Here is a 13,812-nt window from a genome sequence, read left to right as displayed (position 1 = left end):
ATCAGCAAATGTGAGGGAAATGGCGGGGAGAGCACACTGACCATTCACAATCGCCTGACGAATAGCTATACATTTAACTGTGAGAAATGAGACTCCCTGTGATAAAGAGGAAAGGGTGAAACAGATGAATTTTGAAAAAAATGAAGCGGTTCAGCTTCTCGGGCGGACGCCGGTTACATTGCATGCCCTGCTCTCCGGTTTGGGGGACGGCTGGCTGATTGCAAATGAAGGGGAAGGAACGTGGACACCATCCCAGGTAATCGATCACTTGATAGAATGTGAAAAAACCAACTGGATACCGAGAATCGTGTCCATCATAGACAGTAGGGGAAACAGGGATTTCCCGCCTTTTGACAGGGACGCACACCTCACCTATCCATCAAGCACAATCGATCAAAAGCTTTCTGAATTCACGCAGCTCCGCATGCAGAATGTTGAAAGATTAAACACGCTGATCTCTTGCCCTGAAGATCTGGAACGTACCGGAATCCATCCTGCCTTTGGGGAAGTGAAGCTCAGTGAACTGCTGTCCACATGGGTCGTCCATGATCTTACCCACCTGTCCCAGATCGTCAGGGTCATGGCAGAGAGGTATCGGGAGGATGTAGGTCCCTGGGAAGCTTATTTAGGGGCGTTGAAGGTAGGGCGCAACGATGTTTGAAGCCCACGATCCAACAACATGGCAGGGCCTTTTTTCACTTCTTGCTTTGATTTTCTGTTTTTATTTTACACTCACATTCTTTCAATATGTAAAAAACGGTGACGAGCGCCTTGCGAATCAAAGTAAATTGGCTGCTGTCCTATCCTTTGCATTGAGCCTGCTGATTCCAGCAATCTAAGCTGTTTTAAGTAATGAGCTTCATAGGAGGGAATTATGTCCAAAATCAATCTGTCCTTGATCATTGCCTTTGGGCTATCGATCTTCGTCCCGCTGTTTCTTCTGGCCGGACATCAGATATGGGAGCACGTCACCAATGATGAAGAAGAAATAAAAGACATCGTCCTGACTTCTTTAAAGGAAAGATACGGTGAGGATTTTACCAACATTGAATATATTGATTACGTCCAGCCAATCAACAAGCACAAATTAGAGGCTCAATCAGTGCGTACCGGATGGCGTTTTAACGTTTCCCTGGATAATGGAGACCTCCGGGATGAATACGGATTGTACCGGGATGTCCGTGAGACTGTCTAACGTCACGTCTCTATGGACAGTTATTATTTAGAGGTTGATTCGGAAGTCAACCTGCTCAGCAGTTCCCCGGGACTGGAAAACAGTGATCTCTCCGTCCACATCATCATAGCCGGAACGGACCGTGAAGTGGACAGTGAAAAACTGGTTGCCGTGTATCAAGATCTGATGAAAATGAGATTTAAACAATTTACGCTGTCTTTTGCGCTGTTTGACGAAGAAACACAACCTTTTTTTGGAAATATGAAGGAAACCGGTTACGAAAACTATGAGCAGTCACACCGGCAGACCGCATCATGTTCACTTACCTTCCCGGGTGGAAATGTCGATGCATCCAACGTCCTGAATCATTGTGAATGAATACGTTTAAAGAGGTGAGGTCCATGATTTCGTTTCTTCTTTTTTACCTTCTCGTCATCCCCTTATGCGTTCTGCTCCATGAGATTGGTCATGGGCTTGGGGCAGTCGTGGGTTCGGGCGCCCATGCTCATGTCTATTTAGGCAGCAGGGAAGGAAGGGAACAAGTAAAACTGGGCAGGATGCACTTTCACATCATCTGGTCTTACAGCGGATACTGCTCGTGGGACGGAAGCCTGTCCAATCGGAGGAAATTGGCTGCCCTTGCCGGAGGACCGTTGATGTCTCTTCTCATCGCTTCAATTTGTGGGTGGTTATCCGTCATGACCCCGGACGGCGCACTCTTTTCCATACTCCGGGGAACAGCCATTTTCAGCACCATCCAATTCTTCCTGACCGCATGTCCGATGACGTATCCTGGATGGATGAAAGGATATGGGGGGCTTCCTTCGGATGGGATGCAGATGGTGAGGTTGATTAAAAAATTCCAATAAAGGAGGTTGAATGATTATTTCTTTTAAGCCTATTGTATGGCTTCTACTGGCGCTATTGTTAATAGGGTGTGCAAATGACAACCAGTATACAGATATTAAAAACGATGAGTTGTTGGTGAAGCATTGGGAGTATTTAGATGAGGAAAGAAAAATCGCACTCATCAAGGAAGTTCTAGAAGAAGATAGAATACATATCAGTGATCAGAATTTTAAAGAATCAAAACAGAGCATCTTAGCACTTTTCGATAAAGGATTGGAATTAACACACGACAGGGAAAATAATTTAAAACATTCAATGATAGCATTTTATCAAAACAGAGATATCCCAGAAGAAAACTAACCATGTAAATGGACTTTCTCAAAGTTTCACTTGTGAAACTCCTTGCTGTTTGAAATAATTGGTATAACAGTAAAATATTAAGAGGTTACATATGGAAAACTCACATCAACTTGTTCTATCCATCTTATTTATCTTCGGCTCGGTTGGAACGACCGTCATTCTTTACAATGACCTCGACCATCCGGTGTTCTTTGGTTTTATCATAGGGTATCTGATTTATATATTCCTATTATGCGGGTTTATGGTCTTGATGATCGTAAAAAATATGAAGAAATTAAAAGGGCCTCAGGTAAGAAAGAAGTTTATCATCTTTATCAGCTTGTTCATCCCCCTCAGTATCGGACATTTCTTGCTGATCCATTTCATCCAGGATTCCAGTTCAGACATCTGGGATCTCGGCATTCCATTCGGTGTTTCAGTCGGACTGACATTTTCTGATCTGATGTTTGCAAGCAAGAAAGACGATTGAACGCAATGGGGGTGAAAAATATGCTGAAAAAGTTTCGGATGATCTTCTCGACTTTGACTTTACTGCTTGCGCTTTATGGCCTGATCAGTGATCACTTTGAGTACATACATATCATGATCATGTTTTTGGGCATCACCATGTTGCTCATGGGATTAGAAGAATTTCGTAAGGAACGAAAAGAGAAGAGTGTTATATTTTTACTCTGTTCGGATTGGCGGTTTGGGTGTCAATCAAAGGGTTTCTATTCACCTGATTAGTTCACTACATACCTATTAGAATTGAAGGAGCGACACTCATGCTACCACCACAAAGCATTCTCTCAACCTGGCAAAAGTTCGACGGTTTCCCCATGGAGACGTTGACAAAGGCATGGATCAGCCGGCAGGGATTCAGCCGGAAACAGAGGGCTGTATCCCAGATGAAGGAACACAGGGAACAGTACGGCATCACCGGCAACTGCTTTGACCTTGCCATCTGGTTATTGGACGAATTCAAGAGAGATGGCATTCAAGCTTACCCAATCGGCCATCACCTGAATTCCAGTGACGCCCACGTCGCCGTCATCGCATTGGATGATAGGGGCCAACGCTATCTATGCGATTTGGGAGATCAGTGGTTGAAACCTATATTAATAGACAGTAACGCCGACTCTTATTCTGAGGAAAAGCAGAGCGGCTTCTTCCCGGCAGCGGACGTCATGGTGCTGCCGGATGACAGGGAGGTAACGATACACTATCACCGCCCCAACGGCAAAGTGTCCAAGCAAACTTTCCACACCCAACCGATTGAGTTGGCTCACCTTCTGCAGGCAGCCGAGCATTCCCAACAACATATCAAACCACAGCCCCTCCTTGAATGTCGGGTGCCGTACAAATCAGAAACGGCTCACTGGGAATTTTATAACTGGGAAAGCTTCCTGAGTACCAGCGAGGGACTTATGAAGGAAGAACCGTGCAAAACACTGGAGGAATGGGTCACACGGATTCATGAGAGGACGGGGTATGATGGTGGGTTTTTGAGAGATGCTTTGGGGATTTTTGAAAATTGGAAGTGATTGATCCTTCTATCTGATTCAATCGCAATGGAGGGAGTATAGATGAACTCATTTTTACAGTTTTTCACTTATTTGATCGTCTCGATGGGCTTATTCTTTCTAATCGAAAGGTTGATAAGAAAAAAGTGGAATATCTGCTCACCTTATAAAAATGGTTTACAGGGGGTCAATTCCATCCATATATGGGGAAAGAGGACCTTATGGGCTGTTTTTTTTCTTAATACGGTCATTGTCCGCTCGGTGTGGATTAATTTCTCCATCATAATGGTGCTGTGTTTGTTTGATATTTTCATGGAATGGAAATTCAACACTGAGCGTAAGGAATATATGATTTCAATCGTCGGGCTTGTCTTCTTCATTGCTTTTGTTTCTGTCGGCTATACATTTGATTGGCTTTTATAAAATCGACACCAAGGAGGTGACTACATGGATCTCCCATTCAACCCCATCATTCACATTCTCCTCATCATCATTGTTTACTTATGCCTCGTGCATCTATTTCACCGGGGGGCATCCAGATGGTTTAGGGTGAAGAAGAGAAAATCCTTTTCAAGCGAGTACATCAACGCCCAGCATGAAAAAGGGGATAAATTCATCAGATCTGTCGCTGTAGTGACATTACTGGTTGGGTTGATCGTGGCCATTATGAGTGATTTCGAATCCTTTTTCTTCAGACCTTATATCATCGTAGCCCTATTTTTCGTCATCCAACAAGGATGGAGAGCATATATGGAGAGAAAGTGGCTCAATGACAAACGTGAATCCACTTTTACAATCGTAGAAACCGGATATCATATCATTTTAATGATCAGTATTTTAACTACTTATAGCTGGCTATATTAGGGGGAAAGAAGATGAGAGAAAATTTACAACTTGCCTGGATTGCTTCGTGGTTTGCGCTGGTCGGACAGCTTGGTTTGTTTATCGTGGTGGCCGTCATCACAGGGGATTGGCGGTACATCATGTGGAGTTTGATTGTCAGTATGATGGCAGGGGTTCCGGGCATGATCCAGACGTGGAGGGCCCAAAAACGTGTGAATGAACGGGCTGCTTTGCAGGACGAATAGACATGTGCATGCGAACCAGGGAAATGAAGCTGTTCTGCTTCTGTCTTTTCTTTCTGTTTCTCCAGGGGTGCACGACCTTGTCTCCGGAGGTGCATGTAATCGTGGAATGGGCTGATGTTGTGCGGTGGAATGGAAATACCTATTCGCTTGATGAAGAAAAGTCCCGGCAGGGGGATTACCGCATTCCGCATGAGGAGCTGTCCGTTGTATCTTTTACAGTTGTCGGCAGTGAGGAAGAAGAGAATCCCGCCTACGAGCTTCGTGATCATGAAGCCACCATGGCACCAACGGGTACTCGTATTCAATCTATAAAGGGGATTGACCCTGATCAGTATATCCTGGTTGGAAACAATGTGTACCGGGTGAGGGATTAAACAAGACATAAATCATACAGAAGCTGGTGAGTCGAATGGATATCGTATTTTTAATCGTTGTTTTTTCTTTGCTTGCATTGAGCGTTGTATCATTTACCCTGTTCATCAGGAGACTTGTGATTGGCAGTAAAGTAAGCCAGATGAATCACCACGCATCAGAAGAAATGAACAAAAAACTGGACCGGATTATTGAACTGCTTGAAGAAAAAAGACCGGGATCATGATGTGGTTATTCAAAGAGCATTCTTGAAATGCTCTTTTTTAGTGAGGAAGAACATATATTTGTTGTAATTCAATAAATATATACTATAATCATACTAACAATAAAGAATCCTGGGGGACAGCTCATGACAGCATTCACACAACTCATACGTTTCGGCTGGCAGCAGGCACTGTCCTGTCTTTTTCCCGTCGTCATATTTTCAACGCTTGCCATCACACAAATCATCCCGCTTCCGATCCTTCCGCGCTACGACTGGATTCTGTTGAACTGCATCGGAATGCAGTGGATGATGCTCCGCTCCGGTCTCGAAACAAAGGACGAGCTGAAAGTGATCACAGTGTTTCATTTGATCGGCCTTGCACTGGAGCTGTTTAAGGTTCAAATGGGTTCCTGGTCTTATCCGGAAGCAGGATATTCAAAAATATTCGGTGTTCCCCTCTATAGCGGCTTCATGTACGCAAGTGTCGCGAGCTATCTGTGTCAGGCGTGGAGAAGGCTGCGGGTAGAACTGATTCACTGGCCATCCCCTTGGGCAGTCATTCCCCTTGCCACAGCCATCTACTTGAACTTTTTCACACACCATTATTGGATTGACCTGCGCTGGTGGTTATCGCTTCTGGTAATCGTCGTTTTCTGGAGGACATGGGTGACTTACGAAGTCGGAGGAACAAGCTACCGGATGCCACTCGCACTTTCCTTCGTGCTGATCGGCTTCTTCATTTGGGTTGCCGAAAATATCGCGACGTTCTTCGGCGCATGGGAATACCCGAATCAAGCCGATGCCTGGAGCCTCGTGCACCTCGGTAAAGTGAGTTCATGGCTGCTCCTCGTGATCGTCAGCTTCCTCATTGTAGCTTCACTGAAGCGGGTGAAGGCAAGCGGTTCATTTTCAGACCAGGGAAAGTACAAGGAAACACCTATCAAATCATAAATGGAGATGAAACAATGAATACGCAATGGCCAATCGTGCAACTAAGGGAACTGGCCCTTACAGACACCGAAGACCGTTATCAATGGTGCCTTGACCGGGAAGTGACCAAACATCTGAACATGCCTGAAAAATATCCCCCATTCACGAGGGAAGAAACCGAAGCCTGGATCTCCATGAGTATCAACAAAACCAATGGCTACGAACAAAAAGCCATCCTCACCGAAACAGGTACCCACATCGGCTGGATCGACCTGAAAAACATCGACCCCTTAAACAAACACGCAGAATTAGGTGTCGCAATCGGCGATAAACGCTATTGGGGAAAAGGATACGGAATCGCCGCCATGCACCACATGCTGCACTGGGGATTCAGCGAACTCGACCTGAACAAAATCTGGCTCAGGGTCGAAGTGGATAATGAAAAAGCCATCAAGTCCTACAAGCGGATCGGCTACATAGAAGAAGGGATTTTAAGACAAGACAGGCTGCGAAACGGTGAATATGTCGACCGATTGAGGATGAGTATGCTGAGAAGTGAGTTTTTAGAGATAGAGAGAGTGTGAGAGAGCTTTCTGAAAAAGGTGATTCATTGGTTTTTGCGTCACTTTCAGGATTTATGCGTCTGAAATCTCAGTTATGCGTCACTTTTTAATTTTATGCGTCAAACCAATAGAGGAGGACTCTCTATGAAAAAACTACGAAAATTAGTATCTTTGATTTCCCTGCTTTTCATTGTTGCATGTTCACCTCAAGAGCATGTCCAGGAAGTAAAGGTAAAAGTCTGGTCCGGTGAGAAAATGCAAAGCGAAACAGCATTCTTCAAAGATGAAAACTCAATTGATCAATTCGTCAACCTCACCAAATCTGCCAAAAAACTCGATGACTCGAAAATCATCAAAACCCCTCCGATGCTGACCTATACGTTGATCATGGAAGACGATTCCGACAGCGAGTATCATTTATGGGTCACGGAAGAAGGAGAGGGATATGTTCAGGAACTGATTCCGAATAACAGCTCTACATATGAATTGGAGGATGGGGCTGTTAGAGGGATTTTAGACATCTTGCATGAAGTGAAGGGAACTGAGCCAGCAGCAAAAATAGATTTTGAATGATGATTGAATACAGCTTAAAAGGAGGACTCTCAATGAAGAAATGGATCCTGTTATTCATCATAATCTGCCTTACCACAACCGCATGCACCAATTCACCTCACACTATCAAATTCGATCATGCCGATCTGTCTAAGGAACTCAAGAAAGAAGGCATCAACCCAAAATTACCTACTCAATTTCCAATGAAAGTGGAGAAATATGAGATTCAGCGGCCTCCCCATGAATCGGTTATTCATGAAATCATGTTCACTGGGGAGAACGGAGAGATTTTCAATCTGAGGGTGCATACCGGAGAAGTCACGTTTGGGGAAGATATGAAAGAGGAAGAGGTTGAAATCAGCGGAGATCAAGGCTTTTTCTCTGACCACGATGCAGCCGGACTTGAGGTAGTCTGGGAAGACGGAGAGTATACATATTTGCTAAACTATCAGACGGTCGGTTTAGACACGGAAGTGACCAAGGAGACGATGATTGGTGTAGCGGAATCATTTAAATAATGGGTGCGAATGATGTCGAAGAAATGAACCCGGCAGAATCAGGGTGAGTATATAAGACTAGCAAATGCCTACCTCTTATGTTGATTGTAAAAATCTTTAGTGAAAAAGGTCGAATTTTGTTAACGTATTCTTCATCAAGACCACGGAGAAACACAACACTACCTCAACATCCCTATCCTATCATGTAGTCGAATACATATTTGGGATAGGAGATGGTGAATGTGAAAAGGAAAGTCGTGTTGGGAACAGGGTTGGCATTAAGTTTATTGATCAGTCCATTGAGCCAGGTTTCTGCAGAGGAGCGGACAATTGGGGACGAAAAGCAGGTAGAGAATGTGGCCCACCGCGGGGCTTCAGGTTATGCGCCTGAAAATACGCTGGCAAGCTTTGATCTGGCAGTGAAAATGAAAGCTGATTATATTGAACTTGATGTGCAAAGAAGCAAGGACGGAGAATTGATCGTCATCCATGACACGACAGTGGACCGTACAACTGACGGGAGTGGAAAAGTAGCCGACCTGACCCTTGAGGAGCTTGAAAGTCTGGATGCTGGAAGCTGGAAAGGGGAAGCGTTCGCCGGAGAGCGTCTGCCCACATTCGAAGAAGTACTGGACCGTTATCGTGGTAAGATTGGGATTGTCATAGAATTAAAGTCTCCTACACTATATCCGGGCATTGAGGAACAGGTGGCTGAGGCATTGAAGGATCATCACCTGGACACCCCTCAAAACGATAAAATCATGCTGCAGTCATTTGATTTTGAATCAATGAAAAAAATGGACGAGCTGCTTCCGAAAGTACCTGTCGGTGTTCTGGCGTGGGACCCGGCAACGACAACACCTGAAGCGTTGGAGGAAATTTCTGCTTATGCAGAGTGGTACAACCCAAGTTACGGCATCGTCACCGAAGAGGTTGTCGAAAACGTTCATTCCCTTGATATGCAAATGGCATCCTGGACTGCACGCAGTCAGGAAGCAGTGGATTTCCTGTATGAGATGGATGTTGACGCCATCATCACCGATTATCCTGATTATGTGGATCCTAGGAAAAAATAATTCTTAACTAGCATGATAGCTATCATACAGACTGCTTCCTTCAATCAAGAAGGGAGCAGGCTTTTTTTTATCTTTGAGAACCTATTCATCTTTAGTACAATGAAGGTATAATTTTACATCCATTAAGGAGGAACATATATGGCATCGTCTGTACGGATCAGGGATTATGGGGTGGAGATTGGGAAATTACGAACGGGTGTGACCAATTCAATCAGCGATGTGGAAGGGGTCACGGTCGGTCAGGTCACACTGAGCGACGGGGACAAACAAACCGGCGTCACCGCCATCCTTCCCCACCAGGGAAACCTATTCAGAGAAAAGTTAATTGCCTCAAGTCATGTAATCAACGGATTCGGAAAAACGATGGGACTGATGCAGATCAATGAACTGGGCACCCTTGAATCCCCGATCGTGCTCACCAATACATTTGGCATCGGAACGGCGGCAGATGCATTGATTCAATATATGCTGAATAGAAATCCTGAAATCGGGAGAACGACGGGTACATTCAATCCAGTCGTATGTGAATGCAATGATATGTTCTTAAATGATATCCGGGCCGGATTTGTGACGGTAGAAGATGTGCATCATGCATTGGAGACAACGGGCAAAACAGTAGAAGAAGGAACGGTCGGTGCCGGAACCGGCATGCTTTGTTATTCACTGAAAGGGGGAATCGGCACCGCGTCCAGGCTGATGGAATTTGAGCACGGTACTTATACGATGGGTGTGCTCGTGCTAACCAATTTCGGCATTCTCAGTGACCTCACAGTGAACGGGAAACACGTCGGAGAAGACCTCAAAAAAGCCATTCTCCAAAAGCACGAAGAACAGGACAAGGGTTCGATCATCGTCATCGCAGCTACAGATCTGCCTCTATCAGAAAGACAACTCAACCGTATCATCAAACGTTCTGTGACCGGATTATCAAGAACCGGCTCCACCATCACCACCGGAAGCGGGGAAGTGGTGATCGGATTCTCGACAGCCACCAAAATTCCCCATGAAAGAACGTCCCAGTGCCTCACTCTTCCAATGATCCACGAGGAAGACATAGACCTTGCATTCCGGGCGATCGGCGAAGCGACAGAGGAAGCTGTACTTAACTCTCTCATCACCGCCACATCGGTCGTGGGAAGGGATGGGAATGAGAGGCCTGCGTTGAAGGATTTGATTGGGGAGTTTGGGATTAAATTAACATAAAAATTGTTATACATATTTATATTAAAGGAGCAATCACATGTACTGTGCCTGCAATACATCACAAACAATCGACATAAAATTAGAAGGCGACGTAGATACAGACCCTTTCTGGTGTAGTCTTTGTGGATGGAATTTAGATATTGATGAAATACCATTGTCTTCAGAGCTGAAAGAAAAAATTAACACGTGGGCATCTTCTTACGGGAACTGGATCGATTGGGACTTAGATCAAATAAAACCAAATGGTGTTCAGATGGAAGATGAGCATAATAGGTATGGTGTAGAATTATATGAATTATTGAAGAAGGAACTTGGGAGTATGTATAATATTAAATTCTATCCTTCCACTATGGGCCGTAGGTATACGAATCAGGATTCTTCACGGTAAACAGTCTAACAATCAAATCTTTGCACCATACTACTATGTTCAGAATTCTAATGAAATGAATTACTTAAAACACGAAAGAAGTAATTACGGAAAGAACATTAATCATCGATGTTCTTTTTATTTTGTAAATAATTACAAAATCACCGAACCCTTTTTCAATTTTCATAGTAATACTTTTAAAGAATGTGAAGGGGGTAGATTGATTAATATTAATATTTTTAGTGGTTGTAACGTGCATGAAATTAGTTTAGAAGACTCTTTATCAAATGAATGGTCCAGGCTGATGGGACTTTCATTCTCACTATCTATTACTTTCTAATAAAAAGGAGTGACAATCATTAGTGTTCATCAACGAAACCAAAGCCGCCGCCATCTTCAACGAATATAGAGACTATGTGTACAGAACTGCCCTCTTGCTGACCAGGTCGAGAAGTCTGGCGGATGATATCACGCAAGAAACCTTCATTAAAATCTTGAGTAACTACGATACATACGACCCGGCGAGGCCGATCAAGCCTTGGATTTATACGATCACCATGAATGTTGCCAAGACTGTCATGAAAAAACAGAAAATCTTGAAATGTTTATCATTCTTTTCTGATGATCTGTCGCCGAATCATATCGATTCAGTTGAAGAGGTTTTTCAGAAGGAAACAGAAGTGCATGAACTGTGGGAAGTGGTCAACTCCCTTTCCTGGAAGAGTAAAGAGATCATCATTCTCCATTTTTACTCGGAGCTGACCTTAAAGGAGTGTGCTCATGTTCTCGGGATTCCGGTTGGGACAGCGAAATCTCGGCTACACACGGCACTGAAGCAATTAAGGAAGCTTGAATTAAAGAAGAAAATTGATTTTTCCGAGGCGGGATTATATGAAAAAGGATGACCTGAACGTATTATTTGATCATATTGATGCACATGAGAAATCATCGGTAGAGTTTCAGACAGTGTGGCGCAAAGCACACCGGTCAAAATGGAAAACCAGACTCTTTCAATCTGCACGTTACAATGTTGCATTGCTTCTGATTTTCTTCATCATGACGCCACTCATTGGGTATTATGCAATCAATCAGCACACGACAGCTGGTTCAGGACAGAGTGGTGCCGGACCAACACAAATGTTTAATCTTTCAGGAAAAGTGTACAATTTTCCTAACCAAATTGTCATCAAAGGCACGAGTAATCTGCCCGAGGGGACGGTTCTGGTGGTTGAGCATGTAAAACGGAATGGAAAGACGCTCATCTCACATGACACCTTCAAAACGGATAAAGAGGGAACTTTTCAATACACAACAGATCGACTGGAACGGGATCAGGAATATATCCTGGACGTAAAGTTATACCCCCATAAACAATCTCCTCAAGTAAAAAAGGTCCTTGGGAAAAGGGGAGAACACTTAAACACATTCACGGAGAAAGACATTGGATTTCACTATGAAGTAGACGGGAAGCAATATAATGGCATTCGGATGCTGGGGCTCGTGAATAAGATTGAAGACACCGCTCAGCTTGTAGGATCTGAATTTTTAATGGGATATGAGGAATTTATAAGCAGTCACTGAATAAAAAGAGAAGCTAATCCACAATCGGATCAGCTTCTTTTGAAATGGCTCTATTCGCATAGATTATTGCTTTTTTGACCATCCTTTTACGCGAGGTATAAAAAACAGCCATTCCTATGTAGGAATGACTGTATTTTTTATTCCGTTAACCCCCCGTTGAATGAAGTCTTATTAAATACCTAATAACTTTCTTAATTCGTTTATATCTTTAGCAGAAACAATAAACCTATTTTTTTCCTGACCGATAAACATTATTACACTTTCTTCTCCCGGATTTCCGAGTAGGAGATGTAATCCTTGAGTTTCCCCATTTGCATAACTAAGCAACATGTCATAGTCAGGTTTTTCCTTAGTCACATCCATTTCTTGGTTTAATCCTTTGGTATTTTTCAGAACTTCTTCAAAACCTAATATGGTTTCTTCTTTATTAATCGTTAGGGAATAGTTTTCATTTAACCCACCATATCCTTCAGATTTTGAAATTGAAACTTCAGTTATTGTATCTAATAATGTCATTCGTTCTTTTGTGGATTGGCAGCCAACTAAAGTAATAGCCCCACATATCAATAATGCTAACACCATAAACTTTTTCAAAAGTATTGCCCCCTCGCTAATTTAACATAAGCTTATTTTAACAAGTATTTATCGTTATTCAACAATTTAATCCATTTTATCAGTATATTTTTATTGTTTTATAAAATGAACTTATTCAAATTCAACCAAAAATAAAAAGCATCTATCATTATGTGAAATGCTTCAATTGTGTTTTTGTTATCTGAATAAGCGTCTCTATACAATACCATAAAAAGTAAATTATACCTTCTTATAATTAAAAGCAACAATCTTTACGAAAAGAGCCTTTGAAATAAACATTGAGTTCCACCTAAATATTTGAAATAATTGGTAGTGAATGCACTATAAAGGGAGAAAAAAGATGAATGAACCTATCGTGATGAAAGACGCATCACCGACTTTAGAGGAATACATCTACCTGTGCAGCAGTGTCGGGTGGACTGATTATATGAATTTCCATGCAGCAGAGCAATCTCTCCGGCAATCCTTATTTTCAGCGATTGTGAAAGTGGATCAACTGATCATCGGCATGGGGAGAATTGTAGGGGACGGTGCGATTTATTTTTATATCCAGGACATTATCGTCCATCCAGATTTTCAGGGCCGGGGGATTGGCAGGGAGATTATGGATGCATGAATGAATTTTCTTGCTAACCATGCTCCTGAAAAAGATTTTATCGGCTTGTTCGCGTCCAATGGAAAAGGGATGTTTTACGAGAAATATGGATTCAATGATTATTCGCCTAATATGACAGGCATGTTTAAGGTGATGGGGGAATAATACATATTTTCAAAAATAAATTTAATAGAGTTGAAACCAAACATGCTTTGTCTGGTCTCTCATGTTGACCCACTTTCTTCCTGGTGCTGGGAGTTTTAGGCCAACCTACAGAGGGTAAAGCTATCCTGAAAAAATATTT

At 43.0% G+C, this 13,812-nt stretch carries 24 protein-coding genes and 1 pseudogene; 24 read left to right on the top strand and 1 reads right to left on the bottom strand.

The window, feature by feature from the left end:
* The first annotated feature begins 124 nt into the window (after positions 1 to 124).
* From KH172YL63_RS10730 to KH172YL63_RS10620, 23 genes are all read left to right on the top strand, one after another.
* Positions 125 to 661 carry a DinB family protein gene (locus KH172YL63_RS10730; RefSeq protein WP_173106090.1) on the top strand — a complete coding sequence of 179 codons (537 nt, stop codon included), beginning with the start codon at positions 125 to 127 and terminating at the stop codon, positions 659 to 661.
* Positions 654 to 839: a hypothetical protein gene (locus tag KH172YL63_RS10725; protein ID WP_173106089.1), complete on the top strand. Its 186-nt coding sequence runs from the start codon at positions 654 to 656 to the stop codon at positions 837 to 839. The genes KH172YL63_RS10730 and KH172YL63_RS10725 overlap by 8 nt, the downstream gene beginning before the upstream one ends.
* Before the next feature lie 35 nt (positions 840 to 874).
* The gene (locus tag KH172YL63_RS10720) at positions 875 to 1,195 is read left to right on the top strand and encodes a hypothetical protein (RefSeq protein WP_173106088.1); all 321 of its coding nucleotides are present in this window, start codon (positions 875 to 877) and stop codon (positions 1,193 to 1,195) included.
* A gap of 12 nt (positions 1,196 to 1,207) precedes the next feature.
* A complete protein-coding gene (locus KH172YL63_RS10715; RefSeq protein WP_173106087.1) occupies positions 1,208 to 1,552 on the top strand; it encodes a hypothetical protein in 345 nt (114 codons plus the stop codon).
* Positions 1,553 to 1,575: 23 nt separating this feature from the next.
* Entirely contained in the window at positions 1,576 to 2,043 is a 468-nt protein-coding gene (locus tag KH172YL63_RS10710) for a hypothetical protein (RefSeq protein WP_173106086.1), read from the top strand.
* Between the two features lie 10 nt (positions 2,044 to 2,053).
* Positions 2,054 to 2,383 carry a hypothetical protein gene (locus KH172YL63_RS10705; protein WP_173106085.1) on the top strand — a complete coding sequence of 110 codons (330 nt, stop codon included), beginning with the start codon at positions 2,054 to 2,056 and terminating at the stop codon, positions 2,381 to 2,383.
* A 91-nt stretch (positions 2,384 to 2,474) separates the two neighbouring features.
* Entirely contained in the window at positions 2,475 to 2,852 is a 378-nt protein-coding gene (locus tag KH172YL63_RS10700) for a hypothetical protein (RefSeq protein ID WP_173106084.1), read from the top strand.
* A gap of 20 nt (positions 2,853 to 2,872) precedes the next feature.
* On the top strand, positions 2,873 to 3,109 hold the full coding sequence (locus KH172YL63_RS10695; protein ID WP_173106083.1) for a DUF3953 domain-containing protein: 237 nt from the start codon (positions 2,873 to 2,875) through the stop codon (positions 3,107 to 3,109).
* Positions 3,110 to 3,147: 38 nt separating this feature from the next.
* On the top strand, positions 3,148 to 3,906 hold the full coding sequence (locus tag KH172YL63_RS10690; RefSeq protein ID WP_173106082.1) for a hypothetical protein: 759 nt from the start codon (positions 3,148 to 3,150) through the stop codon (positions 3,904 to 3,906).
* Between the two features lie 42 nt (positions 3,907 to 3,948).
* Positions 3,949 to 4,308, top strand: a complete 360-nt coding sequence (locus KH172YL63_RS10685; RefSeq protein ID WP_173106081.1) for a DUF4181 domain-containing protein — start codon at positions 3,949 to 3,951, stop codon at positions 4,306 to 4,308.
* Between the two features lie 24 nt (positions 4,309 to 4,332).
* Positions 4,333 to 4,749 carry a DUF4181 domain-containing protein gene (locus KH172YL63_RS10680; RefSeq protein ID WP_173106080.1) on the top strand — a complete coding sequence of 139 codons (417 nt, stop codon included), beginning with the start codon at positions 4,333 to 4,335 and terminating at the stop codon, positions 4,747 to 4,749.
* A gap of 11 nt (positions 4,750 to 4,760) precedes the next feature.
* Positions 4,761 to 4,973 carry a hypothetical protein gene (locus tag KH172YL63_RS10675; RefSeq protein WP_173106079.1) on the top strand — a complete coding sequence of 71 codons (213 nt, stop codon included), beginning with the start codon at positions 4,761 to 4,763 and terminating at the stop codon, positions 4,971 to 4,973.
* 101 nt (positions 4,974 to 5,074) lie between these two features.
* Entirely contained in the window at positions 5,075 to 5,347 is a 273-nt protein-coding gene (locus KH172YL63_RS10670) for a hypothetical protein (RefSeq protein ID WP_173106078.1), read from the top strand.
* A gap of 35 nt (positions 5,348 to 5,382) precedes the next feature.
* On the top strand, positions 5,383 to 5,571 hold the full coding sequence (locus KH172YL63_RS10665; protein ID WP_173106077.1) for a DUF4083 domain-containing protein: 189 nt from the start codon (positions 5,383 to 5,385) through the stop codon (positions 5,569 to 5,571).
* Between the two features lie 123 nt (positions 5,572 to 5,694).
* Positions 5,695 to 6,501, top strand: coding sequence for a DUF817 domain-containing protein (locus KH172YL63_RS10660; protein WP_173106076.1), 807 nt, complete (start codon positions 5,695 to 5,697; stop codon positions 6,499 to 6,501).
* A gap of 14 nt (positions 6,502 to 6,515) precedes the next feature.
* Positions 6,516 to 7,064 carry a GNAT family N-acetyltransferase gene (locus KH172YL63_RS10655; RefSeq protein WP_173106075.1) on the top strand — a complete coding sequence of 183 codons (549 nt, stop codon included), beginning with the start codon at positions 6,516 to 6,518 and terminating at the stop codon, positions 7,062 to 7,064.
* Positions 7,065 to 7,187: 123 nt separating this feature from the next.
* Positions 7,188 to 7,616, top strand: coding sequence for a YhfM domain-containing protein (locus KH172YL63_RS10650; RefSeq protein ID WP_173106074.1), 429 nt, complete (start codon positions 7,188 to 7,190; stop codon positions 7,614 to 7,616).
* Between the two features lie 32 nt (positions 7,617 to 7,648).
* Positions 7,649 to 8,113 (top strand): hypothetical protein, encoded by a 465-nt coding sequence (locus tag KH172YL63_RS10645; protein ID WP_173106073.1) that lies wholly within the window; start codon positions 7,649 to 7,651, stop codon positions 8,111 to 8,113.
* 212 nt (positions 8,114 to 8,325) lie between these two features.
* Positions 8,326 to 9,168 carry a glycerophosphodiester phosphodiesterase gene (locus tag KH172YL63_RS10640; RefSeq protein WP_442858725.1) on the top strand — a complete coding sequence of 281 codons (843 nt, stop codon included), beginning with the start codon at positions 8,326 to 8,328 and terminating at the stop codon, positions 9,166 to 9,168.
* Positions 9,169 to 9,306: 138 nt separating this feature from the next.
* Positions 9,307 to 10,371 (top strand): DmpA family aminopeptidase, encoded by a 1,065-nt coding sequence (locus KH172YL63_RS10635; protein WP_173106071.1) that lies wholly within the window; start codon positions 9,307 to 9,309, stop codon positions 10,369 to 10,371.
* Between the two features lie 37 nt (positions 10,372 to 10,408).
* Positions 10,409 to 10,759 (top strand): hypothetical protein, encoded by a 351-nt coding sequence (locus tag KH172YL63_RS10630; protein ID WP_173106070.1) that lies wholly within the window; start codon positions 10,409 to 10,411, stop codon positions 10,757 to 10,759.
* 341 nt (positions 10,760 to 11,100) lie between these two features.
* Positions 11,101 to 11,643 (top strand): RNA polymerase sigma factor, encoded by a 543-nt coding sequence (locus KH172YL63_RS10625; protein WP_232065993.1) that lies wholly within the window; start codon positions 11,101 to 11,103, stop codon positions 11,641 to 11,643.
* Entirely contained in the window at positions 11,630 to 12,319 is a 690-nt protein-coding gene (locus KH172YL63_RS10620; RefSeq protein ID WP_173106069.1) for a hypothetical protein, read from the top strand. The genes KH172YL63_RS10625 and KH172YL63_RS10620 overlap by 14 nt, the downstream gene beginning before the upstream one ends.
* Positions 12,320 to 12,490: 171 nt before the next feature.
* Here the strand turns inward: KH172YL63_RS10620 and KH172YL63_RS10615 are convergent, their stop codons facing one another.
* Positions 12,491 to 12,913: a hypothetical protein gene (locus KH172YL63_RS10615; RefSeq protein WP_173106068.1), complete on the bottom strand. Its 423-nt coding sequence runs from the start codon at positions 12,911 to 12,913 to the stop codon at positions 12,491 to 12,493.
* Positions 12,914 to 13,271: 358 nt separating this feature from the next.
* Between KH172YL63_RS10615 and KH172YL63_RS10610 the strand changes: the two are divergent.
* Positions 13,272 to 13,673: pseudogene (locus KH172YL63_RS10610) on the top strand (GNAT family N-acetyltransferase).
* Positions 13,674 to 13,812: the final 139 nt, after the last annotated feature.

The sequence above is a fragment of the Bacillus sp. KH172YL63 genome, assembly GCF_011398925.1.
Classification (GTDB): domain Bacteria; phylum Bacillota; class Bacilli; order Bacillales; family Bacillaceae_B; genus Rossellomorea.
This window is presented reverse-complemented; position numbering and strand designations above follow the sequence as displayed.

Bases quoted from the DNA above. Each gene is read 5' to 3' on its own strand.
- KH172YL63_RS10680 (WP_173106080.1), top strand. From the start codon at position 4,333: ATGGATCTCCCATTCAACCCCATCATTCACATTCTCCTCATCATCATT.
- KH172YL63_RS10650 (WP_173106074.1), top strand. From the start codon at position 7,188: ATGAAAAAACTACGAAAATTAGTATCTTTGATTTCCCTGCTTTTCATT.
- KH172YL63_RS10640 (WP_442858725.1), top strand. From the start codon at position 8,326: ATGGTGAATGTGAAAAGGAAAGTCGTGTTGGGAACAGGGTTGGCATTA.
- KH172YL63_RS10635 (WP_173106071.1), top strand. From the start codon at position 9,307: ATGGCATCGTCTGTACGGATCAGGGATTATGGGGTGGAGATTGGGAAA.
- KH172YL63_RS10655 (WP_173106075.1), top strand. From the start codon at position 6,516: ATGAATACGCAATGGCCAATCGTGCAACTAAGGGAACTGGCCCTTACA.
- KH172YL63_RS10695 (WP_173106083.1), top strand. From the start codon at position 2,873: ATGCTGAAAAAGTTTCGGATGATCTTCTCGACTTTGACTTTACTGCTT.
- KH172YL63_RS10645 (WP_173106073.1), top strand. From the start codon at position 7,649: ATGAAGAAATGGATCCTGTTATTCATCATAATCTGCCTTACCACAACC.
- KH172YL63_RS10675 (WP_173106079.1), top strand. From the start codon at position 4,761: ATGAGAGAAAATTTACAACTTGCCTGGATTGCTTCGTGGTTTGCGCTG.
- KH172YL63_RS10620 (WP_173106069.1), top strand. From the start codon at position 11,630: ATGAAAAAGGATGACCTGAACGTATTATTTGATCATATTGATGCACAT.
- KH172YL63_RS10660 (WP_173106076.1), top strand. From the start codon at position 5,695: ATGACAGCATTCACACAACTCATACGTTTCGGCTGGCAGCAGGCACTG.
- KH172YL63_RS10725 (WP_173106089.1), top strand. From the start codon at position 654: ATGTTTGAAGCCCACGATCCAACAACATGGCAGGGCCTTTTTTCACTT.
- KH172YL63_RS10630 (WP_173106070.1), top strand. From the start codon at position 10,409: ATGTACTGTGCCTGCAATACATCACAAACAATCGACATAAAATTAGAA.
- KH172YL63_RS10720 (WP_173106088.1), top strand. From the start codon at position 875: ATGTCCAAAATCAATCTGTCCTTGATCATTGCCTTTGGGCTATCGATC.
- KH172YL63_RS10690 (WP_173106082.1), top strand. From the start codon at position 3,148: ATGCTACCACCACAAAGCATTCTCTCAACCTGGCAAAAGTTCGACGGT.
- KH172YL63_RS10705 (WP_173106085.1), top strand. From the start codon at position 2,054: ATGATTATTTCTTTTAAGCCTATTGTATGGCTTCTACTGGCGCTATTG.
- KH172YL63_RS10685 (WP_173106081.1), top strand. From the start codon at position 3,949: ATGAACTCATTTTTACAGTTTTTCACTTATTTGATCGTCTCGATGGGC.
- KH172YL63_RS10700 (WP_173106084.1), top strand. From the start codon at position 2,475: ATGGAAAACTCACATCAACTTGTTCTATCCATCTTATTTATCTTCGGC.
- KH172YL63_RS10715 (WP_173106087.1), top strand. From the start codon at position 1,208: ATGGACAGTTATTATTTAGAGGTTGATTCGGAAGTCAACCTGCTCAGC.
- KH172YL63_RS10665 (WP_173106077.1), top strand. From the start codon at position 5,383: ATGGATATCGTATTTTTAATCGTTGTTTTTTCTTTGCTTGCATTGAGC.
- KH172YL63_RS10710 (WP_173106086.1), top strand. From the start codon at position 1,576: ATGATTTCGTTTCTTCTTTTTTACCTTCTCGTCATCCCCTTATGCGTT.
- KH172YL63_RS10730 (WP_173106090.1), top strand. From the start codon at position 125: ATGAATTTTGAAAAAAATGAAGCGGTTCAGCTTCTCGGGCGGACGCCG.